27 protein-coding genes are annotated in these 26,926 nt (G+C 36.4%); 8 read left to right on the top strand and 19 right to left on the bottom strand.

The annotated features are described in order from the left end of the window. Positions 1-766: IS3 family transposase (locus tag J3U54_RS06895; protein WP_267385557.1), on the top strand; the 766-nt coding region annotated here is incomplete at its 5' end. Positions 767-1,163: 397 nt separating this feature from the next. Here J3U54_RS06895 and rpoD read toward each other — a convergent pair. The 10 genes from rpoD to rpsU form a co-directional block, all read right to left on the bottom strand. Beyond that, positions 1,164-2,285 carry an RNA polymerase sigma factor RpoD gene (gene rpoD / locus J3U54_RS06890; protein WP_103751655.1) on the bottom strand — a complete coding sequence of 374 codons (1,122 nt, stop codon included), beginning with the start codon at positions 2,283-2,285 and terminating at the stop codon, positions 1,164-1,166. Next, entirely contained in the window at positions 2,263-4,095 is a 1,833-nt protein-coding gene (gene dnaG / locus J3U54_RS06885) for a DNA primase (RefSeq protein ID WP_267385556.1), read from the bottom strand. The genes rpoD and dnaG overlap by 23 nt, the downstream gene beginning before the upstream one ends. Before the next feature lie 25 nt (positions 4,096-4,120). Further along, entirely contained in the window at positions 4,121-6,187 is a 2,067-nt protein-coding gene (glyS, locus tag J3U54_RS06880; RefSeq protein WP_267385555.1) for a glycine--tRNA ligase subunit beta, read from the bottom strand. Beyond that, the gene (gene glyQ, locus J3U54_RS06875) at positions 6,180-7,097 is read right to left on the bottom strand and encodes a glycine--tRNA ligase subunit alpha (RefSeq protein ID WP_220219692.1); all 918 of its coding nucleotides are present in this window, start codon (positions 7,095-7,097) and stop codon (positions 6,180-6,182) included. Before glyQ ends, glyS begins: the two co-directional genes overlap by 8 nt. A gap of 250 nt (positions 7,098-7,347) precedes the next feature. Then, entirely contained in the window at positions 7,348-8,103 is a 756-nt protein-coding gene (gene recO, locus J3U54_RS06870; RefSeq protein ID WP_267385554.1) for a DNA repair protein RecO, read from the bottom strand. 1 nt (position 8,104) lies between these two features. Next, on the bottom strand, positions 8,105-9,013 hold the full coding sequence (gene era, locus J3U54_RS06865) for a GTPase Era (protein ID WP_267385552.1): 909 nt from the start codon (positions 9,011-9,013) through the stop codon (positions 8,105-8,107). Further along, positions 9,013-9,537, bottom strand: a complete 525-nt coding sequence (gene ybeY / locus J3U54_RS06860) for an rRNA maturation RNase YbeY (RefSeq protein WP_103751660.1) — start codon at positions 9,535-9,537, stop codon at positions 9,013-9,015. Before ybeY ends, era begins: the two co-directional genes overlap by 1 nt. Continuing rightward, positions 9,537-10,499, bottom strand: coding sequence for a PhoH family protein (locus J3U54_RS06855; protein WP_103751661.1), 963 nt, complete (start codon positions 10,497-10,499; stop codon positions 9,537-9,539). The genes ybeY and J3U54_RS06855 overlap by 1 nt, the downstream gene beginning before the upstream one ends. Positions 10,500-10,521: 22 nt before the next feature. Next, the gene (locus J3U54_RS06850) at positions 10,522-10,965 is read right to left on the bottom strand and encodes a GatB/YqeY domain-containing protein (RefSeq protein ID WP_103751662.1); all 444 of its coding nucleotides are present in this window, start codon (positions 10,963-10,965) and stop codon (positions 10,522-10,524) included. Between the two features lie 125 nt (positions 10,966-11,090). Then, positions 11,091-11,267, bottom strand: a complete 177-nt coding sequence (gene rpsU / locus J3U54_RS06845) for a 30S ribosomal protein S21 (RefSeq protein WP_009560161.1) — start codon at positions 11,265-11,267, stop codon at positions 11,091-11,093. A gap of 189 nt (positions 11,268-11,456) precedes the next feature. Between rpsU and J3U54_RS06840 the strand changes: the two genes are divergently transcribed. From J3U54_RS06840 to J3U54_RS06830, 3 genes are all read left to right on the top strand, one after another. Continuing rightward, positions 11,457-12,284 carry a pyruvate, water dikinase regulatory protein gene (locus J3U54_RS06840; RefSeq protein ID WP_103751663.1) on the top strand — a complete coding sequence of 276 codons (828 nt, stop codon included), beginning with the start codon at positions 11,457-11,459 and terminating at the stop codon, positions 12,282-12,284. A 126-nt stretch (positions 12,285-12,410) separates the two neighbouring features. After that, a complete protein-coding gene (msrA, locus tag J3U54_RS06835) occupies positions 12,411-12,959 on the top strand; it encodes a peptide-methionine (S)-S-oxide reductase MsrA (protein WP_103751664.1) in 549 nt (182 codons plus the stop codon). 284 nt (positions 12,960-13,243) lie between these two features. Beyond that, positions 13,244-14,122, top strand: a complete 879-nt coding sequence (locus J3U54_RS06830) for a YitT family protein (protein WP_103751665.1) — start codon at positions 13,244-13,246, stop codon at positions 14,120-14,122. Positions 14,123-14,172: 50 nt separating this feature from the next. Here the strand turns inward: J3U54_RS06830 and msrB are convergent, their stop codons facing one another. Continuing rightward, positions 14,173-14,604, bottom strand: coding sequence for a peptide-methionine (R)-S-oxide reductase MsrB (gene msrB, locus J3U54_RS06825; RefSeq protein ID WP_267385551.1), 432 nt, complete (start codon positions 14,602-14,604; stop codon positions 14,173-14,175). Between the two features lie 146 nt (positions 14,605-14,750). Here msrB and J3U54_RS06820 point away from each other — a divergent pair, with 146 nt between their 5' ends. Together J3U54_RS06820 and tpx are read left to right on the top strand one after the other, a co-directional pair. Then, entirely contained in the window at positions 14,751-15,944 is a 1,194-nt protein-coding gene (locus tag J3U54_RS06820) for an aminotransferase class I/II-fold pyridoxal phosphate-dependent enzyme (protein ID WP_220232001.1), read from the top strand. Positions 15,945-16,031: 87 nt separating this feature from the next. Next, complete coding sequence (gene tpx / locus J3U54_RS06815; protein WP_103751668.1) at positions 16,032-16,529, top strand: thiol peroxidase; 498 nt, start codon at positions 16,032-16,034, stop codon at positions 16,527-16,529. Between the two features lie 42 nt (positions 16,530-16,571). Here the strand turns inward: tpx and J3U54_RS06810 are convergent, their stop codons facing one another. The 7 genes from J3U54_RS06810 to prmA form a co-directional block, all read right to left on the bottom strand. Beyond that, complete coding sequence (locus J3U54_RS06810) at positions 16,572-17,072, bottom strand: NUDIX hydrolase (RefSeq protein WP_267385550.1); 501 nt, start codon at positions 17,070-17,072, stop codon at positions 16,572-16,574. Between the two features lie 75 nt (positions 17,073-17,147). Next, positions 17,148-18,995, bottom strand: coding sequence for an aspartate--tRNA ligase (gene aspS / locus J3U54_RS06805; RefSeq protein ID WP_267385549.1), 1,848 nt, complete (start codon positions 18,993-18,995; stop codon positions 17,148-17,150). Between the two features lie 5 nt (positions 18,996-19,000). Beyond that, a complete protein-coding gene (gene hisS / locus J3U54_RS06800) occupies positions 19,001-20,287 on the bottom strand; it encodes a histidine--tRNA ligase (RefSeq protein WP_103751671.1) in 1,287 nt (428 codons plus the stop codon). A 281-nt stretch (positions 20,288-20,568) separates the two neighbouring features. Next, positions 20,569-21,006, bottom strand: coding sequence for a D-aminoacyl-tRNA deacylase (gene dtd / locus J3U54_RS06795; protein ID WP_220219702.1), 438 nt, complete (start codon positions 21,004-21,006; stop codon positions 20,569-20,571). Continuing rightward, positions 21,006-23,240, bottom strand: a complete 2,235-nt coding sequence (locus J3U54_RS06790) for a RelA/SpoT family protein (RefSeq protein ID WP_103751673.1) — start codon at positions 23,238-23,240, stop codon at positions 21,006-21,008. The genes dtd and J3U54_RS06790 overlap by 1 nt, the downstream gene beginning before the upstream one ends. Before the next feature lie 15 nt (positions 23,241-23,255). Further along, positions 23,256-23,609: a hypothetical protein gene (locus J3U54_RS06785; RefSeq protein WP_103751674.1), complete on the bottom strand. Its 354-nt coding sequence runs from the start codon at positions 23,607-23,609 to the stop codon at positions 23,256-23,258. 44 nt (positions 23,610-23,653) lie between these two features. Continuing rightward, positions 23,654-24,598, bottom strand: a complete 945-nt coding sequence (gene prmA / locus J3U54_RS06780) for a 50S ribosomal protein L11 methyltransferase (protein WP_267385548.1) — start codon at positions 24,596-24,598, stop codon at positions 23,654-23,656. Between the two features lie 58 nt (positions 24,599-24,656). Here prmA and ybaK point away from each other — a divergent pair, with 58 nt between their 5' ends. Next, the gene (gene ybaK / locus J3U54_RS06775) at positions 24,657-25,157 is read left to right on the top strand and encodes a Cys-tRNA(Pro) deacylase (RefSeq protein WP_220219706.1); all 501 of its coding nucleotides are present in this window, start codon (positions 24,657-24,659) and stop codon (positions 25,155-25,157) included. 156 nt (positions 25,158-25,313) lie between these two features. Next, entirely contained in the window at positions 25,314-26,261 is a 948-nt protein-coding gene (locus tag J3U54_RS06770; protein WP_267385547.1) for a sugar-binding transcriptional regulator, read from the top strand. Here the strand turns inward: J3U54_RS06770 and citX are convergent. After that, positions 26,254-26,796, bottom strand: a complete 543-nt coding sequence (citX, locus tag J3U54_RS06765; protein ID WP_267385546.1) for a citrate lyase holo-[acyl-carrier protein] synthase — start codon at positions 26,794-26,796, stop codon at positions 26,254-26,256. The two genes, J3U54_RS06770 and citX, sit on opposite strands and share 8 nt — an antisense overlap. Between the last annotated feature and the right edge of the window lie 130 nt (positions 26,797-26,926).

Raw genomic sequence — 26,926 nt, 5'->3', positions numbered from 1 at the left:
TGAACTAAGGCAAGAATTTGGCTTTAAATTAAAAGAAATATTACCCTACACAAGTTTGTCTAAAAGTACATTCGAGTACCATCCTTATCCAAAAAAGAAGCTGATCAGTGATAAAGCACTTGTTTCAATTATCAAAATGATAAAGAAGCATCATGCCAGTTATGGATACTGGCCTGTAACTGATACTCTGAGAGCCAGTAAATATGATTCTTCAAAGGGTCCACAAAATAAGAAAGCTAAGAATCGGTTCCATCAAAAGTTTAAGACTGATAGACCATATCAAAAGGTCGTAACTGATATTAGTGAATTTAGATATGGGAACATGACTATCCGTGATCGTGTATATTTATCGCCATTTAAGGACTTATTCAGCGGTGAAATTATTAGTTATACGATCACCGATCGTCCATTAATAAGATATGTTCTAGAAGGATTAGAGGGAGTGTTTACTGCAAGACCAAAGCTATTAAATTATCGAATGACAATCCATAGTGATCAAGGAATTCAATATCAATCTAATCCATATCGACATGCTTTACGAAAACATAAAGTATTTCAAAGCATGTCACGAAGAGCTACATGTCATGATAATGCAGCTATGGAAAGTTTCTTTCACATTATGAAAGTTGAAATGAATTATTTTACACATCACTTTGATACTAAGAAACAATTGGTTAAGGCTATGAAAGAATGGATAAGTTATTACAATGAAGATAGAATTCGGCACAAATTAAAAGGCTTAACTCCGATTCAATATCGGAATTAAGCCTTAAATAAAATGATATAAAACTAACGTCCAGTTTTAGGGGTTAGCTTCAAGTATTTACTAGTGTTTTTTTGTGATTAGCATTAGATTAAAAGCATAGTGTCATTCATGGTTATCTGTAAGCGACAAACAGGCTATCTTGTAAAATGACCAACTACATTTTTAGCAAAGTGTCTGTCATGAGTAGCAATAGTCTTTAATGGCCAGTTAAATACTCCTATATTATGAACTGGTGAAATTAATTCTAATTTCACATTTTTTATACAGTCCCTCCCCCTATTTTTACTTGATAAAATTTTTTATTTAAATCAAGGAGAATCAAATATTCTGGTAAACAAAAAAGTGATATTTCCTTGTTAAGAGAAAATATCACTTTAACACATTAATTTAATCAGTCTTAGTCCAAGAAGTCGCGTAATTGGTTAGAACGACTTGGATGACGTAATTTCCGCAAAGCCTTTGCTTCAATCTGCCTAATTCGTTCCCTGGTTACACCAAAGACTTTACCAACTTCTTCTAAAGTTCTGGTCCGACCATCATCAAGACCAAAACGTAATCGTAAAACATTTTCTTCACGATCAGTCAAAGTGTCCAAGACCTCTTCAAGTTGTTCTTTCAGCATTTCATACGAAGCATGCTGCTCAGGACTAGTGGCATCTTTATCCTTGATGAAATCACCTAAATGAGAATCGTCTTCTTCACCAATAGGAGTTTCAAGAGAAACTGGTTCTTGGGCAATCTTTAGGATGTCACGCACTTTACTTGTCGGCATATCCATTTCTGCACCAATTTCTTCAGGAGTCGGTTCACGTCCTAAGTCTTGAAGTAGTTGTCTTTGAATTCTAATCAGTTTATTGATGGTTTCAACCATATGAACAGGAATTCTGATAGTTCTAGCTTGATCAGCAATCGCACGGGTAATTGCCTGCCTAATCCACCAAGTAGCATAGGTTGAGAATTTGAACCCAAGGCTATAATCAAACTTATCGACGGCCTTCATCAACCCCATGTTACCTTCTTGAATTAAGTCAAGAAACGACATTCCACGACCAACATAGCGCTTAGCGATTGAAACAACTAAACGAAGGTTAGCTTCAGCTAATTCTTGTTTTGCCTCTTCATCGCCTTTTTCAATTCTTTTGGCCAAAGCAATTTCTTGATCAGCATTTAAAAGCGGAACACGACCGATCTCCTTTAAATACATCCGAACCGGATCATTCATTCTAACACTAGATGGTGCAGACATATCCTTCAGTTCAGCTTTCTCAACATCCTTTTGCTTTTTCAGAGCTAGTTTAGATGGTTCACCTTTATCGTCTACAATGCTAATGCCGTTGTCTTCGAATTCTTGAACTAATTGATCCACTGCTTTGCCCCGCAGTTTATAGGGCTTAACTAGACGATCAACAAATTCATTTTCTGTAATTGATTTTACCTTTTTTACAGCTTTAACAACATCTCTAACGACTTTATCTAAAGATGGTTGTTCATTTTTGCTAGTGCTTTTCTTTTCTACCACTGTAAGCCCCCCTTTGACCCTGGATTCTTTTTAATTGTAAAATCTTTTGTGTGATTGCAATAATTTCATCAGAGTCCATTTTGCGCTTGGCATCCTGAAGATTATTCATCAAATCATGCAGTTCATCATTTACTTGCCGCATTTGCAGTGCATGAATTTGCTCACTAAGTTCACGATCAGAAAAATCCTGTGGCATGTCTGTCATTTCAGCATTTACTATTATACCTTGAAGTTGACCAGGAATAAAATTTAAAAAACTATTCACTGTCGGTTTTTCTTGGGTTTCACTAAAATTTAACCATAATTCCGCTAATTTTTGGTAATTTTGATCTGGAAATAAAAACTTATTTTCCAGTAAGTAATCACGAGCATGTTCTGAATGAATAAATAAATATAAAAGTCTTGTTTGTACCGGATCATTAGCTGGTGAAGTATCAGCTACTATTTCAGGTGGCGCATCCCGTTCAGTGCTCACCATACTCTGATTACCTTTATGTTGCTGAGCGGCATTAAACTGCCGGCGATATTTAATTAAATTTACTTTTAAAGAATCAAGCGAGACTCGTTGCTGCCGTGCAATTTTTTCTAAATAGAGGTCTTGTTCTACTGGATTAGATAATTGTGCAATCTCTCGAACCGCTTCATCTAAATATAATAATTTTTCGCGATCGTTACTCAAATTATATTTTTTTGCCAGCCGCTTTAAGTAAAAATCGGTTGGCGTTAAAGCGCCTTTGATTTCGTCACGATATTTTTCTACACCGTATTTTTTGACATACTCATCTGGATCTAACTTTTCGGGAAGAACGACGACTCCGAGATTAAAACCACCTGCTTTTTCAAATAGCTTAGTAGCACGTTCTTCAGCATGAACTCCAGGATCATCACCATCGTAATTGATGATAATGTTTTTGGTAATGCGCTTAAGCATGTAAACCTGCTGCTCGGTTAGGCTTGTCCCCATAGAAGCAATTCCTGATTTAACACCAGCTTGATAGGCAGCAATTACATCCATGTATCCTTCGTATAATACTAAATGTCCTTCAGCTCTTGCTGCTTTTTTGGCTTCAGCAAAATGAAAAAGTACGTTTGATTTTTCAAAAACCTTTGTTTCCGGACTATTCATGTACTTGGCTTCGGTTTTATCATTAGATAGCCTTCTACCAGAAAAACCAACTGCATAGTCGCCCTCATTTGTTAAGGTAAACATTAAGCGGTCACGAAAACGGTCGAATAGTTCCCCACTTTGTGCCTGAACAAATAAGCCGCTCGCAATTAAATCCTGATCTTGATAATCATGTCCTCGAAGGTAAGTTAAGAGCAGATTATTTTGCTTTGGTGCATACCCAATCCGAAAATGATCAATAATTTCTTCAGTTAGTCCACGTTGATGGGCATAATCTAATCCCCGTTTACCTGCATTGGTTGACAACAAAACGCGATGATAAAAATCCGCTGCTTCCTCATTTATTTTAATTAAAATGTTGGAATATTTTGGTGTTTTGTTGGTAAACTCACCAACATCAATATGAGCAATCTCAGCTACCTTTTGAACACTTTCAGGAAAAGTCAGGTTTTCCTTTTCCATTAAAAAGGTAAAAACATTGCCACCTTTGCCACAACCAAAGCACTTAAAAAATTGCTTTCCCTCATTAACGGTAAAAGAAGGCGTTTTTTCTTCATGAAAAGGACATAGACCGACATAATCTTTTCCTTTCTTTTCAAGAGAAACATACTGGCTAATCACGTTAACAATATTAACATTATCGCGAACTTTGGCAATGGTTTCCTCAGGTATTAAGCCAGCCATTTTTTCACCCGCTTTTTTAATCTATTTATTTAATTACTAATTTACTCAAATCACCCAAGTTATCGGCTAATTCAGCAACTGCACTTAATTGGTTTAACCGGTTATTTTTAATTTCTTCGTTTTTATCTAAAATCATATTAGTCTCAAAGTAGCGGTCAATAACTGGTTGTAATTTAACAAAACCGTCATACAAATCAGTTAAGTTAGAAATATCTTTTAGTGCATTAACGCCAGCATATAATTCTTGCTCGCTCTCATTAGCAAATAAATCGGGATTAACTGCATTCTTACCTTTGTACTTGGCTTTTTTCAGAATATTCTTAATTCTGATTAGACTTTCAACCACTGGTTTAAATTTATCATCATCATGGTGCAGTTGCAAAACATTAGCAGCTGCTAAGATCTGAATTGGATCTTGTTGGCTGGAAGCAAGAACTGCATCAATAATGTCGTACTTAAAGTTATTTCTCTGCAAATATTGCTTAATTCGATCACGGATAAAGGCTGCAATTTCTTCGTCTTGCTCAGCTGTTTTTGGTAATTTAGCTGGAGTCTTACCATCAAGAGCACTAACAATTTCTGGTAAAACTTCTTTAAACGGCAGAGACCATTTTTGCTTCAACAAAATTCGTACGATACCATAAGCATAACGACGAAGAGCATATGGATCATTTGAAGAACTTGGAATCATGCCAACGGCAAAAAAGGTGATGATGGTATCAAGCTTATCTGCAACTGACAATAAGGAGCCAACTGTAGTTTCAGGTAATTCACCTTCGGAAGTTGTCGGCATGTAATGTTCCTTGATTGCAACGGCAACATCATCTTTTTCACCAGCAAGTTTAGCGTAATGCATCCCCATAATTCCCTGAAGCTCAGCAAATTCACCAACCATTTGGGTTACTAAGTCAAATTTATACAGTTCACTTGCCCGATCAAAATCCTTAATCGTTTGTTCGTCTAACTTCCACCGTTTAGCAAGCAAATCACCAATGATCCGAACCCGGACAGTTTTTTCTGCCATTGAGCCAATCTTATCATGGAAAGAAACGTTCTTTAATTTATTTACAAAATGACTCAACGGGTATTTGCGGTCTTCATCATAAAAGAATTGGGCATCATCTAAACGAGCAACCAACACTTTTTCATTACCAGAAACAACATTTTCTAAGTAGTCTTTATTACCATTTCTGACAGAAATAAAGTGGTTGATTAAATGACTGTCTTGATCATACACTTCAAAATAGCGCTGATTATCTTTCATTGAAGTAATTAAGACTTCTTGTGGCATTTCTAAATATTTTTTGTCAAATGAACCGGCAAAAACAGTTGGATATTCAACTAGATTTGTAACCTCTTCTAACAGATTTTGGTCCATTTTGATTTGCCAATTATTTTCTTTAACCAGCTGATTCATTTGATCAACAATCATTTCTTTACGTTTTTTTGCATCAACGATTACAAATTGATCTTTCAAAGCATCCTCATAATCAGCAGTGTTTGCAAGCACCACCGAGTCACCCAAGAAGCGGTGCCCCTCTGTTTTACGACCAGCTGTAATATCTAAAATTTTGACAGGAATAACATCGCTACCAAATAAGGAAACTAACCAGTGAATTGGACGAACAAATTCAAAGTCGTGTGAATCCCACCGCATTTTAGTCGGGAAGGTCATTGCTTTGATAATGTCGCTCATGCCTAAAAGGATATCAGCTGCTTTTTTACCTTCTTTTTGAACGTGAACGTATGCATACTCGGTTCCCTTAAGTTCTTCGAAGTAGATATCGTCAGTTGACATTCCTTGGCCACGCGCAAAACCTTCAGCCGCTTTCGTCCAATTTTTATCTTTATCCAAGGCAATCTTTTTGGCTGGCCCTTTTTTTATCTCATCGATATCATCTTGCTTTTCAGCTAATTCTTCAACTAAGATTGTGAGTCGACGAGGAGTAGAAAAAGTTTTAACATTTTTGAATTTTAAACCATTTTCTTTTAAGAATTTTTCGGTTCTTTCGGCAAGTTGCTTAACGCTACGCGAAACAACGTGCGCAGGCATTTCCTCAGTACCGATTTCAAATAAATAATCTTTAGTCATCTTCAAGCCCCGCATTCTTATCTTCTGCATTCTTTAACAAAGGAAAGCCTCTCTTTTCACGCTCTTCTACAAAGCAGGTAGCTATTTCATGTGCCATACTTCTAATTCTTGCTAAATAACCAGCACGTTCAGTAACAGAAACTGCTCCGCGTGCATCAAGTAAGTTAAAAGTGTGTGAACATTTCAAGATGTAGTCGTAAGCTGGTTGAACTAGGTTTAACCCAATTAGTTCTTTAGCAGTTCTTTCGTAGACATCAAAGAATTTCAATAAATCTTCTTGATTAGATTCTTCAAAGGCATATTTTGAATTTTCATACTCGGCTTCTTTAAAGATATCACGATAGTAAACTCCGTTACCCCATTCCAAGTCAAAAACAGAGTTAACGTCTTGAATATAGGAAGCTAATCGTTCAACACCATAAGTGATTTCACTCATCGTTGGTTTTACGTCAAGTTCACCGACCGTTTGGAAATAAGTAAATTGGCTTACTTCCATTCCGTCTAGCCAAACTTCCCAACCGACACCGGCACAACCCATTGATGGATTCTCCCAGTTATCCTCGACAAACCTGATATCGTGTTCAAGCGGATTAATGCCTAAAACTTTTAAGCTATCAAGATAATATTGCTGAATATCGGTTGGAGCAGGTTTAATGACCACTTGAAATTGGTGGTGTTGGAAAAGCCGATTGGGATTATCTCCATAACGGCCATCAGCTGGGCGTCTTGAAGGCTCAACGTAACAAGCAGCCCAAGGTTCTGGTCCCACAGCTCGTAAGAATGTATACGGGCTCATCGTTCCTGCCCCTTTTTCAACATCGTATGATGGCATAACCATACAGCCCTTTGAAGACCAAAATTCTTCAAGTTTAAAAATCATATTTTGAATTGTCAGTTTTTTCTTTGCCATTTCAGTTCCTCCCTGCATTAGGCCATAAAAAAAGCCTATGCAAAACTTGCATAGGGACGATTAAATCGCGGTTCCACCCTAATTCAGGAAAATTAATAATTATTCCCTGCTCTTAATTAGATTGACTAGAGGTGCCTTTTCCCAGATGTCCTTGCACCGTCCGACACTCGCTTTACTGGTACTTTCTCTGATCCTCATCTTTATCAAAACACACTAATATTTTACCATAATAACAATTTAACCTAAAGCTTTACATGGATAAATTCAACTCATCAAGGAATTTTTTTGTTTTTAAATTAAGGTCAATCGTTTCTTGGTAAATGCGGTCGATTGCTTTACGTGTAGCTTTCTTGGTAGCAGAATTAATTTTTACTGTTCCCAAACGCTCAAAAGGTAAAAGAGCAATTGTACGCAAAATGGCAGTTTCTTTCGGTAATAAATGAAGACGGGCAGAATCTACGTAAAAGTGCTGACTGCATAAGATGCCACCCTGTTTAATTGAATAATCGAATTCACCTTGCTCCTTGCCGCAAATTACACAGTGCCGCAGTTCTGGTGCAACTCCATAAGCGGCTAATAGCTGCATTTGCACCATTTGAGTGATCATTTCAGGGTCTGTTCCAGCATCAATTTTTTGAAGAGCATAAAAAAGCAAATCGTAATATTTACCAATGTTTTGGTATTCAATAAAAGCGTGGTCGGCTAAATCTAAAATAAATGAAGCATAAGCATTTTTGGTTAAATCATTAAAAATGCCATCAAATTGCTTAACATTCTTATACGTCCGTAAGTTACTTAATCCTTGACCAGAAGAATAGATGACGTAAGTACCATATGAAAAATTAAGCAGACTTGCCCCTAATTTTGATTTTGGCCTTAACGCTCCTCGAGCAATCATCGTAATAATGCCATTTTTTTGCGTCACGATTTTAGCTAGTAAATCAGCTTCATGAAATTTTTGTCGTTTAAAAATAATTCCTTGAACTTCTTTCAGTTCGCGCGCCATTTTAAGTTAAATCCTTGGTGTTATACCCAATTTGTTTCAAAAATCTTGGATCAGAGCGCCAGTTACGTTGAACTTTTACCCAAAGATGTAAGTTTACCTTTTCGCCAAGTAAGTCTTCAATTTGCTTACGTGAATTAATACCAATCTTCTTAAGCATACTGCCATTTTTACCAATAATAATTCCTTTTTGGCCGCTTTTTTCGACGTAAATAGTTGCTTCAATTTGGAGTTTATTATTTTCATGCTTATTCATCTGTTCAACCCAAACAGCTGCAGCATGAGGTACTTCTTCAGCAGTAAGCTGCAAGATTTGCTCTCGGATCAACTCTGCCACCATAAAGTATTCTGGGCGATCAGTAATTTGATCAGGATCATAATACGCAGGACCTTCTGGCAAATAGTCATAAAGAACTTTATTTAAATCCGTAATACCAATACCTTGCGTAGCAGAAATCGGCAGGTATTCCTTGAAAATTCCTAATTGACGATAGTCATCAATGATCGGCAATAATTCATTAGGGTTAACCTGATCGACCTTGTTAATCACTAAAAATACGGGTACCGTAACCTTTTTCAATAATTCAATAATGTACTGGTCACCCTTACCCATTTTTTCAGGTTCAACCATAAATAAAATTAAATCGACCTCATTTAAACTAGAGACACTGGCTTTATCCATGTAATCATCTAACTCAACATGAGGCTTAAAAATTCCAGGCGTATCGACAAAAACAACTTGCATATCGTTGGTGGTATATATGCCGGATATTTTATTTCGCGTAGTTTGCGGCTTATTAGAAGTAATTGCTACTTTTTGTCCAACTAAAAAATTCATTAGAGTCGATTTACCAACATTGGGACGACCAAGTAACGCAACAAAACCAGATTTATTTTTCTTTTCTTCAGACATTATTTTCCTCTGCCTTTATCTAATTGATCAGGATAAAGCGGTAAACCATAGTCTTCCAAAACTTTACCTTGAATCCCAAACATTTCTTTAGCCTCTTTTGGATCAATATGATCGTAGCCGTTTAAATGTAAAAAGCCATGGACTAGTGTGTAGCCAAATTCACGTTCCCAACCAGTACCATATTCTTCACTATGACGCTTTATGACACTTGGACACATAAATAAATCGCCAATATCCTCTTGAAAAGTTGGATCAGCAGCAAAAGCAGCAAAATCAAGCATGTCATCGCCATCTTCAATTGCAAAAGAAATGACATCCGTTGGCCGATCTTTTTCACGATACTCGGCATTAATTTTTTGACTATGTTCTTCGTCAACGAAATTAATGCTCATTTCCAAATTATTTTTCTTGCCAATTTCATTTTTAGCAAGTAAAAGAAGTTTAGCAATCCAATCTTGCCAATTTTGGTCGTTATTTTCTAAAAAACCGACTTCATCATTGTAAGTGATTTCGATTGGTGTCATTAATTTCGTTCATCTTCCTTTTCATAAGCATTGATAATTTTGGCCACTACTGGGTGACGAACAACGTCATTAGCGGAAAACTGAATAAATTTAATCTGTTCAATTCCCTTCAAAATGTGTTGCGCGTCAATTAATCCGCTACGTTGACGTCCAGGTAAATCTACCTGGGTCATATCACCATTAACTATCATTTTGGAATTAAAGCCTAACCGAGTTAGAAACATTTTCATCTGCGCATCGGTGGTGTTTTGTGCTTCGTCTAGAATTACAAAAGCATCATCCAGAGTCCGTCCTCGCATATAGGCTAAGGGGGCAACTTCAATTACTCCGCGCTCCATCAAATGATCAGTTGTGTTTGTTCCCAATATGGAATATAGAGAATCATAGATTGGTCGCAAATACGGATCAACTTTTTCTTTTAAATCGCCAGGCAAAAATCCCAGTGACTCGCCAGCTTCGACAGCAGGCCTAGTAAGAACTATCCTAGAAACCTCACCTTTTTTAAAAGCTGCTATTGCACAAACAACAGCCAAAAATGTTTTACCAGTACCAGCAGGTCCGATACCAAATACAACATCATTTTTGGCGATTGCTTCAACGTACTTCTTTTGTCCCATATTTTTGACTCTAATCGGTTTGCCTTTAGCATCACGAATTAAAATCTTTTTATACAGGTCAGGAAAATACTCTGTTGTTCCTTTGTCAGCCATTTTCATCGCACTGACGACATCGGGAGCTCCGATATTAATATTGGCACTGACAACATTATCAAGTGCCTTTAAAACAGACAATACTTTCTTAGTATTAGCGTCTTGATTAGCACCTTCAATAATAATTTCATTGCCAGTATCCGTAACATTAATATCATAGCCTTCGGCTAAAAGAGTTAGGTTGCTATCATTAACCCCAACAAGCTTTTGAATGTTTTCTGGATTTTTTGGAATAAAAGTGGTTTGAACCAAATATCCATGCTCCTTTTCTTAATTAACCAAGCTGGCTGCGTACCGCGTCAGAAGCTGCTTTACCGTCGGCTCTACCCTTGATTTTTGGCATCACTGCTTTCATTACTTTACCAAAATCTGCTTTTCCAGTAGCACCAACTTCTTTAATTGTTGAAGTAACTATTTCGCTTAATTCATCATCGGAAAGCTGCTTTGGCAAGTAACTCTCAACAACAGCCAGTTCTTTTTTAGTTTCATCAGCTAAGTCATCACGATTAGCTTTGGCAAATTCGGCAATTGATTCTTCACGCTGCTTTTTTTCGCGGTTAAGAACGGTTAGTTCCTCATCGGAATTCAATTCATGTCCTACTTTAATCTTTTCATTCATTAAAGCAGACTTAATCATTCGCACAGTGTTAAGCTTCACTTTATCACGTGCCTTCATTGCTTCTTTCATATCAGACATAATTTGTTCAGATAAACTCAAAGTAACTCCCTCTTTCTAATTAAAACCTAGATAAATTATACCAAATTCCTGGACTAGATTGGCAAAAAAATAACTAATGTTAAAAAAGACACCTACCACAATTGATAGGTGTCTTTTCAAATCCATTAATAATGTCTACGCTTCCGAGCTGCTTCTGATTTCAGCTTTCTGCGGACACTAGGTTTTTCATAGAATTCGCGCTTACGATATTCTTGCAAAGTACCACTTCTTGAAACGGAACGTTTAAAACGACGAAGAGCATCATCAATAGACTCGTTTTCGTGAACGACTGTCTTGGCCATATGTGATCCCTCCTTCCATTTCTTGACGTAACCGTCATGCATTTATATAAATTATATCAAACCATATTAATCGGTCAATACATACGTACAATATTTTTCAAAAAAATTTGTGCGTCAGACTATTTTTTATTTCAAATCTGTTAATGAGGGTGCTTAAATTGTATAATTAGAGAAAAAAAGGAGCTAATAATGGTTGAAGAAACACCAAAAAAAGAAGTTAACATAGTAATTATTTCGGATTCGGCTGGTGATACTGCTTTTAACAATGCTGTTGCTGCAGCTGCACAGTTTCCTGATGCACAAATTAATTATCGGCGTTACCCATTTATCATTAATAAAGAAAAATTAGAGGAAACTTTCCAAGAGGTAGAAAATTACCCTAATTTAATTATTATCTACAGTTTGGCTAAGGATGAAATGCAAATTCCAGTAATACGGTTCGTGCGTGAGCATCATATTGAGAGCGTTGACGTTCTCTCCCCTGCAATGGAAGCAATTCAAAAAACTACCGGTATGCGGCCGCAAATGAAAATTGGTGCCCAGCATAAAATGAACCAAAAATATTTTGACCGTATTTCGGCGATGGAATTTGCAGTAATGTACGATGATGGCAAAGATCCAAAAGGCTTTCTTGAAGCTGATGTGGTCTTACTAGGAGTCTCACGAACCTCTAAAACCCCATTATCATTGTTTTTAGCTAACAAGAACTTAAAAGTCGCAAACTTGCCCCTAGTTCCCGACACGCATATTCCAAAGGAAATATATAAAGTTGATCCTAAGAAAATAATTGGTTTAACTAATGACCTGTCGGTTTTAAATGAAATTCGGCGCCAACGAATGATTTCGTACGGATTAAACCCAGATACTACTTATTCGAATACCGATGCTATTAAAGCTGAGCTTGATTCTGCTAAAAAGCTATATGACAAGTTGGGATGCTATGTCATTAACGTGGCTCACCGCTCAATAGAAGAAACGGCAGCACTAATTTTAAAACATTTAGGGATTGAAGATTAGTAATTATATTATCTAGCAGATAACCTTGGAAGAGTTCGATTAATTGCAGTTATCTCAGGTCTGAATTAGACTTACTTTAAAGCACTTAGTTATATGTGTTAAATTTTACGAGAAGGTGGACAAAAGATGACAGAAATAAATTCTGATAAGTCAAATTTAGATACTGCAATTTTTGCAGGTGGATGTTTTTGGTGTATGGTTAAGCCATTTGATTCTTTACCTGGAATTAAAAAAGTGGTTTCTGGTTACACAGGTGGCACAGTAGAAAACCCAACCTATGAACAAGTAGTCAGTGGAACGACTGGACACACAGAAGCTGTTGAAATTACTTTTGATCCCCAAGTAATGCCCTATGAAAAGCTATTAGACTACTATTGGCAAGTAACGGATCCAACCGATGCCTCTGGTCAATTTCAGGATCGCGGGGCTAATTATCGTCCAGTAATTTTTTATAATTCTTCAAGTCAAAAAGCTGCTGCTGAAAAATCCAAACAAGAATTACAAAATAGCGGTAGATTTGGTGCTCCAATTGTTACAGCAATCGAGCCAGCAAAACCTTTCTACCCTGCTGAAGATTATCATCAAGATTTTTATAAAAAGAACCCGTTAAGATATCAATTAGAAGAATCTGGTGGTCGCGAAGAATTTATCAAAAAACATTGGAAAAACAATTAATTTTATTGCCAAAACACTTGTTATTTTGTTTAGTTTAATGTTAATATTATTGTGGTTGAGATAACTCTATGTTGACAAGTTATCTTAACCATGTACTAAGTTTTATTATTATCTTTTTATATTTAAAAATCTTAGTATAATATTGATACTTTTGTTTTGATATTGTATTTTAAAACAATTTATTTGAATCCAAAGGCAATCAGTTTAACGACTGATTGCTTTTTTGGTATAATGCAGAGCTAGAAAATTTACTCACACCTATTTTGCAAAAAGGAAAAATATAAATGGATCAACTCGATAAATTTAATCGGCGTTATAGTTTGTTATCAAAGATTTCCGCCTCATTTTTTTATTCTTTAACGGTTGCCGTTGCCCTTAACTTTTTTTGGGGACCTGGGCATATGTATTCGTCTGGAATTACCGGTTTTGCTCAATTGATTAATACGTTAAGTGAGCGGTTTTTACCGGTTACGCTTTCTACTTCTGAAATGTACTTTGCCTTAAATCTTCCTATTCTATTATTGGCATGGTTTAAAATCGGGCATAAATTTACCTTCTTCACTGTGGTTACCGTTATTTTGGGCTCAATTATGATGCACGTCATTCAACCCGTTAACATGCACGTTGACCCGTTAGTTTGTGCAATATTTGGTGGCATGATTAACGGCTTAGGAACCGGCTTTGCTTTAAAAAACGGTATTTCAACTGGTGGCTTGGATATTATTGGTATTGTTATTAGAAGAAAAACTGGTGCAAGCTATGGTAAAGTCAGCATTTTAATTAACCTAGTTATTATTGCCGCTGCTGGTTTTGCTTTTGGCTGGAATCGAGCACTCTATTCGGCTTTAACCATTTTTATTAATGGGCGCGTGATTGATGCAATCTATACGCAGCACCAAAAATTGCAAGTTACTATCGTGACGGATCAACCACAAGCAATCATTGATGGTATTCAAGAAAAAATGCATCGTGGGATTACCATTTTTCATGATGTCGAAGGTGCATACAGTCACAGCGAAAAAAAGGTTTTAATAACTGTTATCGATCGTTACGATATGTATGATATTTTACAAATCGTCAAAAAGAGTGATCCATACGCTTTCATGAGTGTTACCGAAGTTGAACGCGTATATGGCAGTTTTAAAGAGCAGGAAATTGTCTAACCAAAAAGCACACCTCAAACGAGGTGTGCTTTTATTTTACATAATTTTTATTATTTAAAGATTTTTTTAAATTCGCCATAACCCTTTTCATCAAGTTGGTCATAAGGAATAAAATCTAAAGCCGACGAATTAATGCAATATCTTAATCCGCCTTGATCGGCTGGTCCATCATTAAAAACATGTCCTAGATGAGAATCGGCATCAGGACTTTTAACTTCGGTCCTTTCCATGCCCATTGACTGATCACGATGATATACCAGTTTTTCAATTGGCTTTGTAAAACTAGGCCAGCCACAACCCGCGTCGTATTTATCCTCACTTGAAAATAGTGGCTCACCTGACACAATATCAACGTATATCCCCTTTTGGTAAAAATCATCATATTTACCTTTAAAAGGATAGTCGGTAGCAGCATGCTGCGTTACTTCATATTGATCTTTGGTTAAATCTTTTAACCTTGCGTTTTTCTTTGTTTTGTCCATATTTTCACCTTCTTTACTTAACTATACCAAAGTTTCTTTTAATAACCTCATCAAGAGCTCAATAAATTAACATTAATTTAAATATCCGCCAAGCAAATACTGGGTTATAATTGTACCTGTACAAAAATTCTAGAAAGGTTTTTTTTATGCCAACTTTAGCAAAAAGTTTATCTAAAACGATTAATCAGAAAATTAGTAAATTACCAAAATCCGAAATTCGTGCATTTAGCCAAGATATCTCGCAAATTCCAGGAATCATCAAGCTTACTGTCGGTGAACCTGATTTAAAAACCCCGGAACATATTAAGAAAGCGGCAATGGATGATATTGCCCGGGATGATTCTCATTACGCACCAGAAGCAGGAAAAGAAGAATATTTAAATGCGGTTAGCAAATATTTAAATGATAGTTTAGGTGTTTCCTACGATCCAAAAGGGGAAATCTGTGCGACTGTTGGTGTTTCAGAAGCACTAAATGTTTCAATAATGTCGATTATTAATCCGGGTGATAAAATTATTGTCCCTACTCCCGTATGGGGCGTTTATTTTGGCATTATTGAAATGGCTGGTGGAATTGCAGTTCAAGTCGATACTTCCGCTAATAATTTTATTCTTTCTCCAGAAATGTTGCGTGACACGTTGGAAAATGAGGGCAAAGGTGCCAAGGCCATCATTATGACGGATCCGTCCAATCCTACTGGTCGTGTTTATTCTAAAGAAGAACTAACAGCTTTAGCTGAAGTCATTTGTGACTATAACTTATTCGCTTTAAGTGATGAAATTTACGCAGAGTTAATATATGGCCATAAAAAGCATTATTCCTTAGCACAAATTATTCCTGAACGGACTATTTTGTTATCAGGTCTATCAAAGAACTTTGCCATGACAGGTTGGCGAATTGGCTACATTGCCGCTCCTAGCGAAATTATGAAAACAATTATTAAAGTAAATTCGTTTATGATTACTTCCGTAACCGATAATGTTCAAATCGGAGCAGCTGAAGCATTAGAAAATGGTGAGCAAGATTATGTAGAAGCTCGGGCAATTTATGAAAGAAGATTGCATATTGTTCAAACTGGACTTGAGAAAAATGGGTTCAAAATGGCTACTCCCGAAGGTGCTTTTTATGTTTTTGCGCAAATACCAGACAAATTTGGCCAAGATGATGTTGCTTTTGCTAAAGATTTAGCTGTTAAAGCTAAAGTTGGTGTTGTTCCAGGAAGCTACTTTGGTAAAGGTGGACAAGGCTTTGTTCGTCTTTCTTATGCCTCTTCAGATGAAAATCTAAAATTAGCTGTTTCTAGGATCAGTGAATACGTCAAAGATACTTTAAATAATTAAAGTGCGTATCGTTTGGGGTTTAAAGGCTTTCTAGTTTAAACTAGAAAGGTATTATTGTTATTTTATATCAGAAAAGGGTTAAAAAGAATGAAAATTACAATGAAAAATGAACCTTTAACAACTAATGGTCAACCACCTGTTGTCGGCGCTAATTTACCAGACTTTGAAGTTAAAAAAGCTGATGGTACAATTGTTAAAATGAGTGAGCTAATCAACCAACCTACTTTGATTAGTGTTGTGCCTAATATCAACACTAGCGTTTGCAGCATTTCTACTAAGCGCTTTAATGGTGAAGTTGACAAGTATCAAAACATTAATTTCTACACTGTTTCAACAAACACGCCAGCTGAACAAAAAGATTGGTGTGCTGCCGAAGATGTTGAGAACATGGAACTTTTGTCAGATGAAAGTCATGATTTCGGTGAGAAGATGGGACTTTTTGTTGAATCTGCTGGAATTGATGCAAGAAGTATTTGGATCGTTGATGCTGACAACAAAGTTCTTTACCAAGAACTAATTCATGAAATGACTAATGAACCTAATTATGATGCAGCATTAGATTTCTTAAATAATTTAAGTAAATAATAACCAAAAAAGGGCAGCTAGTTTTACTAGCTGCCCTTTTTATTAAAATAGCGGTTTTTGCAGTATTTGCCAATCAGTATAAGTTTGATCCTGTAAACTAAATTCATTTGGTCTAAGTAAGTATTCTTTTGCCTTTAAAACAAGTGGCGAAGAATTTTGAATATTAATTTTAGCCAAAGGAACTTTGACTGCGCCAAGTGAATCTTGCCCAGCAAATTGCTCTACGCTTTTCTGCAGTTTTCCTGTAAAGGACGTAATCCGATAAAACACGCAAATATGTTGGTTATAATGCCACTCCTGATAATCCCACGGATACCTAAAGGAAGTGACTCCGATTTGGTCAAAATGAAGAGCCTCAAGCCCAGTTTCTTCCTTAACTTCACGAACAACGGCTTTAGCTAATTCTTCCCCATCTTCTAAGCTGCCTCCTGGTAAGTCATAGCGATTAATGTAAGGTCCGGCATTTTTTCTGATAACAACTAATTCATTTGAATTACCAATTATTCCATAACAGCCAAAGGCACGATGATATTTCTGCGACATAATTTTTCCTCAATTAAAATTACAATGTTTTCTAAAAAATAAAAAGATGAAGCTTTTTTGCTCCATCTTTTTTATTTAATCTTCTTCCCAAGTTGAATGGGCAGCATAATCCTTAACGGCCTGCTCTTGCAAGTTGGCGTCAGTTTTAGCTACACTTTCTTGGTATTGTTCCTCAACTTCAATTCCTAAATCAGCTAATTGCTGATCGGCTACTGGAGCTGGAGCATGCATCATTGGCTCGGAAGCATTGGCATTCTTTGGAAAGGCCAGTACATCTCGAATATTGTCTTTTTCTGCTAAAAGCATTGCAAACCGATCTAAGCCAATCGCCAAACCTGCATGTGGAGGGAATCCCATATCTAAAGCTTCGAGTAAGTAGCCGAATTGTTCATAGGCACGTTTCTTGGTAAATCCTAAAGCTTTGAACATTTTTTCTTGAATTGAACGTTTATGAATACGGATTGAGCCACCACCAAGTTCATCACCATTCATAACGATATCATAACTGCGAGCATGCGCTTTATGTGGATCGGTATCAAGTAGCTTAATTCCCTCATCATCGGGCATCGTAAATGGGTGGTGAGCAGCAATCCATCTACCAATACCTTCATCGTATTCAAATAGTGGCCAATCAACTACCCAAACAAAATCAAATTCATGTTTAGGAATAATTCCAGTTTCCTTAGCAAATTCACGCCGTAAATGGTCAAGTGAGTCACAACAAACTTTCCATTTATCAGCCACAAAGACTAATAACTCGCCACCTTCGAGTTGGAACTCATTAATAAGTTGTTCTTGGTTCGTAGTAGTTAAAAAGCGTGCAACTGGACCGGAAAATTCATTATTTTCATATTTAACCCAGGCAAGACCCTTTGCATGGAAGCGCTTGATATATTCTTGCTTCTTTTCAATTTGCTTGCGTGAATATGCCTTAGCACCATCCTTAACAGCAATTCCCTTTACAAAACCACCATCAGCAATTGCACCTGAGAAAACTTTAAAGTCGCTATCCTTGAAAATAGGACTTAAATCATGAATAAGCATTTCAAAACGGGTATCAGGCTTATCTGTTCCGTAATTATTCATTGAATCCGTCCAAGAAATTCGTGCAATCGGCGTCTTCAAGTCAATGCCCATTACATCCTTCATAATCTTTTTAAGAAGTCCTTCAGTATAGTCTTGTACTTGCTGTTCATCGGTGAAAGATGTTTCCATATCAATTTGCGTAAATTCGGGTTGACGATCTCCACGCAAATCCTCGTCTCTGAAACATCTTGCTAATTGATAATACTTATCAAAGCCTGCTCCCATCAATAATTGTTTGAACAATTGTGGTGATTGCGGTAAAGCATAAAAACTACCAGGGTAAATACGTGAAGGTACTAGATAGTCACGGGCTCCCTCAGGTGAGGATTTACCTAAAACTGGTGTCTCAATATTAATAAAGCCGTTTTCGTCAAAATACTCATGAGTAGCTTGCAAAATTTTAGACCGCAAAATTATTGCTTTTTGCAAATTAGGCCGACGCAAATCCAGATAACGGTATTTCAGCCGAGTCTGCTCCCCAACCTCAATATTGTCTTTAATTTCAAATGGAGGGTTTTGTGACTTATTTAAAATATTAATTTCGCTAGCGTCAACTTCAACTTCACCAGTCTTCATTTCGGGGTTAACACTTGAACGCTTAACAACCTTGCCTTTTACTTGAATAACGTATTCATTACCCAGTGAATCAGCAATTGCCATCAATTCTTTTCCTGAATCATGGTTAATCACAACTTGGACAATGCCTTCACGATCGCGCAGATCAATAAAAACTAGGTTTCCCAAGTTACGAACACGTTGAACCCAACCATATAGGTTAACCTCTTGATCAATATATTTGGCAGTAATGTTGCCACAGTAATTCGTTCTTTTTTCCATTTTGTTTAATCCTTTAATTTCTTTATGACTTCTTTGATATTGTCGACATCGGTCAAGTTTAATTCTAATGTTTTACCATCACTTAATCTTTTAACATTCAAAATTCCGTTAGCAAGTTCCTTGGCACCTAACGTGATTACAAACTGGGCATGCACACGGTCGGCCTTTTTAAACTGTGCCTTAAGTTTCTTTTGGTCAACATCATATTGGGCCTTAAATCCTTGATTACGTAAAGAGCGCGCTATTTCAACCGCTTTAATTTCCGTTCCGTCACCAATATTGGTAATGAAAAAGTCGATTCCTTGGTCGGCAAAAAGAGTTGGATTCTGCTTTTGTAAAACTAGCATCAAACGCTCTTCACCAATACCAAATCCTACAGCTGGAGTTGCCGGACCATCAAATTCTTCAACTAGATTATCGTAGCGTCCCCCACCTAAGATTGTAGTAGCAGATTCCCATAAACTAGGATCTTCAACCATGAATTCAAAGATAATTCCTGAATAATAGTCCAACCCGCGAACCAAATCATTATCGATTGTATATGAAATGCCGAGCTGATCAAGCATTTGGGTAATTTGGTCAAAATTCTTTCTTGCATCATCATTAAGATAATCAATTATTTTAGGGGCATTTGGTAAAAATTGTTTATCTTGTTCATCTTTAGAGTCTAAAATCCGCAATGGATTCTTTTCCAAACGACGCTTAGAGTCATCCGATAATTGCTCTTTTAATGGTCTAAAGTAGTTAACTAATGCATCATGATAATCTTTTCGAACCTGAGCATTACCCAAGGTATTAATGTGTAATTCGTAATTTTTAACCCCAAGTTCTGCCAGTAAATCATGAGCCAAAACAATTGTTTCAACATCAGCCAATGGATTTTTGGAACCAAAACTTTCAATTCCAATTTGGTGAAATTCACGTTGGCGGCCCGCTTGTGGCCGTTCATAACGGAATGTTGATTCAAGATAATAAACATTGAGTGGCTTGACCATTTCGGGTGCATATAATTTATCTTCAACATATGCACGAACCACACCCGCAGTTCCTTCAGGTCTTAGAGCAATATGTCTGCCACCCTTATCATTAAAATCATACATTTCTTTTTCAACTACATCAGACGTTTCACCGCTAGAACGTGAAAATACTTCATAGTTTTCAAAACTAGGGGTTCTAATTTCACGGTAATTTGCTCTTTTGAAGAAATCACGTAAAATTTGTTCTACTTTTTCCCAAGACCCTGATTGATCAGGGAGAATATCAACTGTTCCCTTAGGTTTTTGAACTCTCATTTAATCATCCTTTTTAATAAAAAGACGCCCTTGAATAAAATCAAGGGCGCTCTGAATTAGCACGGTACCACCTTTTGCCTGCTACGAATAACGCTCGCGATGCGGTTATTATCTGGTAAAGGGGTCACAGTTTAGCTTTTTATCCGTTCTTTCAGCAAGATGAACGTTCTCTGTTAATAAAAAGTGCTAATCTTCAGTCTTTGTCATTGATAATTTCTTTTTTTAGCTTATAGTTTTAACCTTAAAAAGTCAACCTGCACTGTTATTTCAGCTTAAATTTTTTATAAGTCAAGTACAATCGTAAAAGGTCCATCATTTTCTAAAGTAACTTGCATGTCGGCACCAAATTTGCCAGTAGCAACATCCAAGCCATTATTTTCAAGTTCATGATTAAAAGCCTGCCATAACTCATCCGACTTTGGTGGTCTCATTGCCTGAATAAAGCTAGGACGATTACCTTTCTTAGTATCGGCAAGTAGAGTGAATTGACTAACACTCAAGATTTTGCCGCCAACATCTTTAATTGCCAAATTAGTCTTTCCGTCTTGATCTTCGAAAATCCGCATTTTAGCTATCTTAGAAGCAGCTTTTTTCACCGTTTGGCTATCGTCGCCTTCTTTTAAGCCAACTAATAATAGAAGACCCTTTTTGATTTCACCAACATTTTCGTTTGCAATTTTAACGTTAGCATAATTTACTCTTTGAATTACTACTCGCATTAATTATCAGCCCTTCTAGTTTCATAAACATCAGGAATATCACGTAACTTGGTTAAGATACTATCAAGTTGACCAGAATTATTGACAGCAACTGTTGCATAAATATGAGCAATATTTTCGTCATTAACTTTACCTGAAAGATTGTTAATGTTGGGCGTTAGTGAGTTTAATTTAGTTAGAACATCGCTTAATAGACGACTGCGATTATAGCCAAAAACCTCAATATTAGCGTTAAAGGCTTGTGCGCTATTTTCTTCAACATTTTCCCATTCTACTTCAATTAAACGTCCCTGACTGGCATCATTATGAACAATATTACGACAATCGCTACGGTGAATTGTAACCCCACGGCCCTTTGTAACGTAACCGACAATCTTATCACCAGGAACTGGATTACAGCATTTGGCTAAATGCAGCATTAAGTCGCTGATGCCTTGAATCATCACACCGTTCTTATGCCTGATTTTCATAGCTGAGGAATTACTATTATTTGTTTCAGAAACTGCCTTTTGGCCTGAATTTAAAATTTCTTCTTCAAGCTGCTTTTGGCGCTTCTTTTCATCTTCATGACGAATGTCGGCAGTCAGGCGATTAACCACGCTGATAGCCGAAAGATCACCAAAACCAACTGATGCAAACATTTCATCTGCTGTATGATAATTTAATTGTTGCAATAGTTGCTCTATATGGTCTTTGTCCATGAATTCCTTAGGTGAGAAATTTTGCTCGCGTAAATTATCTGCGATCATCTGCTCACCTTGCTCAATGCTATGCTCTCGGTCTAAGTTCCTAAAATAGCGCCTGATTTTATTCCGAGCGCGTGAAGTTTTGACCATGTCCACCCAGTCCCGCGATGGACTAGCATTGGATTGCGTCATAATATCAATGACATCACCATTTTTTAACTTGTAGTCTAGTGGCACTAATTTGCCATTCACTTTAGCGCCAACTGCGTGACTTCCTACTTGAGTATGAATCTCGTAGGCAAAGTCCAACGTAACTGAGCCCTTGGGCAGTTCGTAGACCTCACCTTTTGGCGTAAACACGTAAACACGGTCAGAGAAGATCTCACTTTTGACGCTCTTCATAAACTCGCCAGCGTCCTGTGTTTCATCCTTTAATTCAAGAATTTCTCGTACCATGTCAAGTTTTTCGTTAGAGGAAGTTTGCTCAACTCCTGAGAAATTGCCGCGCTTATATGCCCAGTGGGCAGCTACACCGTATTCCGCCACTTCATGCATTTGTTCTGTTCTAATTTGAATTTCAAGTGGACGGCCACCGGGACCAATAATTGTAGTGTGAAGTGATTGATACCCGTTTACTTTAGGAACGGCAATATAATCTTTAAATCTTCCGGGCATCGGCTTCCACTTAGTATGGACGGCACCTAAAACTGCATAACAATCCTTGACAGTCTTAACAATTACCCTAACCGCTAAGAGATCGTAGATTTCATTAAAATCCTTATGCTTATTAACCATTTTTTTATAAATGGAATAGATATGCTTAGGTCGACCATGAATATCATAAGTAATTCCTAAACCATCTAAACTTTCTTTTAATGTATTAATTGCATCTTGAATATATTTTTCCCGCTCGCTTCTTTTTAGGCTCATTAAGTTCACGATCCGGTAATAAGCTTTCGGATTAAGATAATGAAAACTGAGATCCTCCAGTTCCCACTTAATAGTACCAATACCTAATCGATCAGCTAACGGAGCATAAATATCCATTGTTTCTGAAGCAATACGTCGTTGTTTATCTGGCCGTAAATGCTCTAGCGTGTGCATGTTATGCAATCTATCAGCTAACTTGACCATAATGACACGGATATCCTTAGCCATTGCTATGAGCATTTTACGGTGATTTTCAGCTAAGAACTCTTGGTGCGATTTGTATTCATATTTATTTAGCTTAGTAACGCCATCAACAATAAAAGCAACATCTTTACCAAAGATATTTTTAATATCGTCATTAGTTACTTCCGTATCTTCGACTGTATCATGTAAAAAGCCGGCAGCTATTGTATCTGGGTCAAGTCCAAGAGTGGCCAAGGTCCCTGCCACTTGCGTGGGATGCACAATGTAAGGCTGACCAGACGCGCGTTTTTGCTCTTTATGCGCATTTTCAGCAAATTCATATGCCTTTTCAACAAAAGCAATTTGCTCATCATTCATGTATTTTTTACAGGTGTCAATTACTTGATCATGCGTCATTTCCGCATATTTTGACATAGAACCCGACCCTTCTTATTTATAAAATTGTCTATCCATTAAGCCAAAGATTTCAAAGATTAAATAAATTAAACCAAATAATAAATTGTAGTTAGCATATTTGATTAAAACGATTAAACAAAAACAAACTGGCAGCAATAACAGCCAATACCATTTTAAGGCATTTTTTTTAACCAATATTCCTAAGTGGTAACTGACCAGACAGTTAAAAACGATAAAAAGTAATCCAACACGCCAAACGGTTGGAATCCGGCACAAGCTAAAAATAAATGGTAATAATAAAACCAATATTGTCCACCAGATAATAGGCATTGCTTGATACTGATTTAACTTTTTAATAAATGGTATGTGTTTTAATTTATCAATCAATTCACTTTTTCCTTACTTAACTTAATTTTCTATTATAACTCTTTTTATTGTTCTTTTCGCGCAATTACTAAACTTACCCAACGATCCTGTTTCATCGTTAATTCAACCTTAAAGTCATAATTATCTAGGGCTTTTTCTACCTTTGTTAACTGTAAATAATCGATTCCGGAAAAAATAACTTTTCCGCCTTTTTGCAAATGATCATTTAACTGAGGTATCAAGTCGAGTAAAATTTCCGCTAAAATATTAGCAACAATAATATCAAATTTACTGTCAATATTCTCTAATAAATTTGCTTTTTTAATCTGAATATTATCTAAATGATTTAAGGCAACATTTTCTTGAGCTGCCGTGACAGCTTCGTCAGAAACATCGGTGCCAATTACCTTGTTAGCTCCTAAAATTGAAGCAGCAATAGCCAAAATTCCTGATCCAGTTCCAACATCAATTACGCTTTTAGGAGCAGTCAGTGTTCGCTCTAAGCCCATCATAGCAAGTTGTGTAGTCTTATGGCCGCCAGTACCAAAAGCTAATCCTGGATCCAAATTAATTAGCTTTTGATCAGAAAACTGGGGTTGGTAATTTTCCCATTCTGGAACAATTGCCAGGTGCCTGGAAAAGTTAATAACGTGATAAAATTTTTGCCATACTGTATTCCAGTCTTTATCTTCGATATAAGATCCACTAATTTTGGCTTGACCAATATCAAGTCCGTATCCCTTCAATTCCTGTAACTTTTGGCGAAAATCTGCGAGTAATTTATCGCGGTCTGAATCTTCCCTAAAATACGCATAAAATTCTAAATCTTGAGGAAGATCTTTGATTTCTTCCAGATTAACAATGGTAGAATCCTTTTCCCAGCCGGCATGTTCAAAATCAGACCGCTTGCGTGTTTCTGTTCCCAAGCAATGAAGAACGTCCTGGCTGTATACACTGAGTGCATCTTCTATTTCGTGACTAGTCTCAATTTTAATAATTAATAATTTCATGAATAAACTCCCTTTTTTATTTCTCTTTATCAATGCTATGATTAAAAAGGTGATAATTATGGCGAAAAAGAAAAATAAAATTGAAAAAACGTTAGTTGAAAAAATTTTAGATAGAAATAAAATTCCATATCATCAAGCTGAATTTGCTACACACAAAGACTCAGGTGGCGTTGCGCAAATGGATACTTCTATTCTAAACGAGAATGAACATTTGGTCTACAAAACACTTGTCTGTTCTGGTAATAAAACTGGAGTGTTAGTTGGAGTCATTCCTGTTACCGAACATTTAAGCATGAAAAAGCTAGCAAAAGCTTCTGGTAATAAAAAATGTGAACTTCTACCATTGAAGGACCTGGAAAAAACAACTGGTTATGTTCACGGAGCAAACACGCCAATTGGCATCTACTTCAATCATCATTTTCCAATTTACCTAGACCAAGACATGAAAAAAGAAACTGAAATAGCGGTTTCTAGTGGAAAAGTCGGAAGAAGCGTCTACTTAAAACCAAATGACTTGCAATTAGTGACCCATGGTACTTTTTGTGATTTGCTTGAATAAGTTTACAATTTATGGTGTTTTTTTAATAATAATAAATATATTTTATTAACTTTTTAAAATTATTGTTTTAAATAAATTTTTGTTTATATTTTTATAGAATAAAGAGCCGTTTTTGTAATATAATTTAAAATAATATTAAAGAAAAGGGATACCCACATGACACTATTAACAGATGAACAATTAGCTAATATTGCACAAGATTATTTTTTAAGTCAACTAAATATTGCTGATATATCTAATAAATACAACATTTCACGCTACTTAATCACGAAAGCGATTGAAGAAGCTAAGGATAAAGGAATTGTCAAAATCAGCATTTCTCAAAGCCCAAAAAGGTCACAAAAGTTAGAAAATGAATTTCAACGTCTTTTCAATCTTAAAGAAGTTTATATACTTGAAGATTTAGAAACAAAAAATCAAGACAACGAAGTCATCGTCAATTATGCTGCTAAGCAGATTCAGAATTACACTAAATCTGCCCATTTAATCGGTTTAACTTGGGGTACGCTTCTCAAGGATATTATTGATAATTTTACTGAAGAAACAAGGGATGATTTAACTTTTATTCAGCTTGTTGGTCAAGCTGTCAATACCAGTAGACGAAAAAATCAGCTAACACAAGAGGCTGCAGATAAATTTAATGCTAGGAGCTTAACTTTTCCTGCCCCACTTTATTCAATTAATCCGCAAGTCGTAAAAGAGCTTAAAACTGAACCTTACTATGAATATTTTGCTAAGAAATTTTCTGAAATAGATTTGCTTTTTGCCAGCATTGGAACGGTTCAATCATTAGAATCTGACCAATTCTTCATGGATTATTATGCTGAGAATCTATTGAAAAATGTCGATAGTCTTCAAATTGCGGGCGTCATCTTCGGTCGACCATATGATATTAACGGTAACTTTTATAAACCAATTGACTCACACATTTGTGGTATCAGTATGGCGGACATTATGAAAATACCTACTCGTTTTGTTGTCGTTAAAAATCGCTTTAAAGAAGATGCATTGTTAGGAGCATTACGAAGCGGCGTAATTACTCATTTGGTCACAAATAGCGGTATTGCCGAACGCGTTCTACGTAAAAACAAGAGTTTTATTTAACTTGCTGATAGTAAATCCGACTAATATATTCTTGCAATTCTTGTACCGAATGACGTCGTGAGCGAGCACAGTCTTTAGCTGGACGATCGCATAAAAAGCATTTACGAGCGGGCATATCCAAATCAGTGCGTGATAGTGCTGCCTGTTGGTTTTTAACTAAAACATCAGCGTCGAAAAGTCGCGTTAATTGTGATTGGTTTTCAAAGTCAACTACAGTTTTTTTGACGGCTCGACTATTGCCATTTACTAAATAAAAATTTTCGCATCCGGTTGGCTTATCCCACTTTTCCATTAATTTAAAGGATAAGTCTACTTTCTTGAGTGACTCTTCCAAAGTTTTTATACCTGTTAAGAAGAGCTGCTTTAGGTACTGGTTATTTTTAATTGGCCCAGGTATGTTAAGCTTAACGTCCAGTAAAACACTGTGAGGAAACTCTCGAAAAAGTTTTTTCTGTAAATTAACGCGTTGATCTTTGTCCGCAAGAACTTGTTCTATTGATTGTTTTGTTCCAGATGCAAATATAGTTTTAGTCATTTAAAAACTCCTTTTTAAATATAAGAGTTAGAAATCTACTTCGATTTGTTCAGAGGTAGGTTTTTTGCTCTAAAAATAGAGATCTAATCTTTAGTAATTATAGCTTAAATCAGTTGGGGTTAATTTAGCT

It is taken from the genome of Lactobacillus sp. B4007 (assembly GCF_026535895.1).
GTDB lineage: Bacteria > Bacillota > Bacilli > Lactobacillales > Lactobacillaceae > Lactobacillus > Lactobacillus panisapium.
Note: the sequence above shows the minus strand (reverse complement) of the source record. Positions and strands in the feature narration are given on the sequence as shown.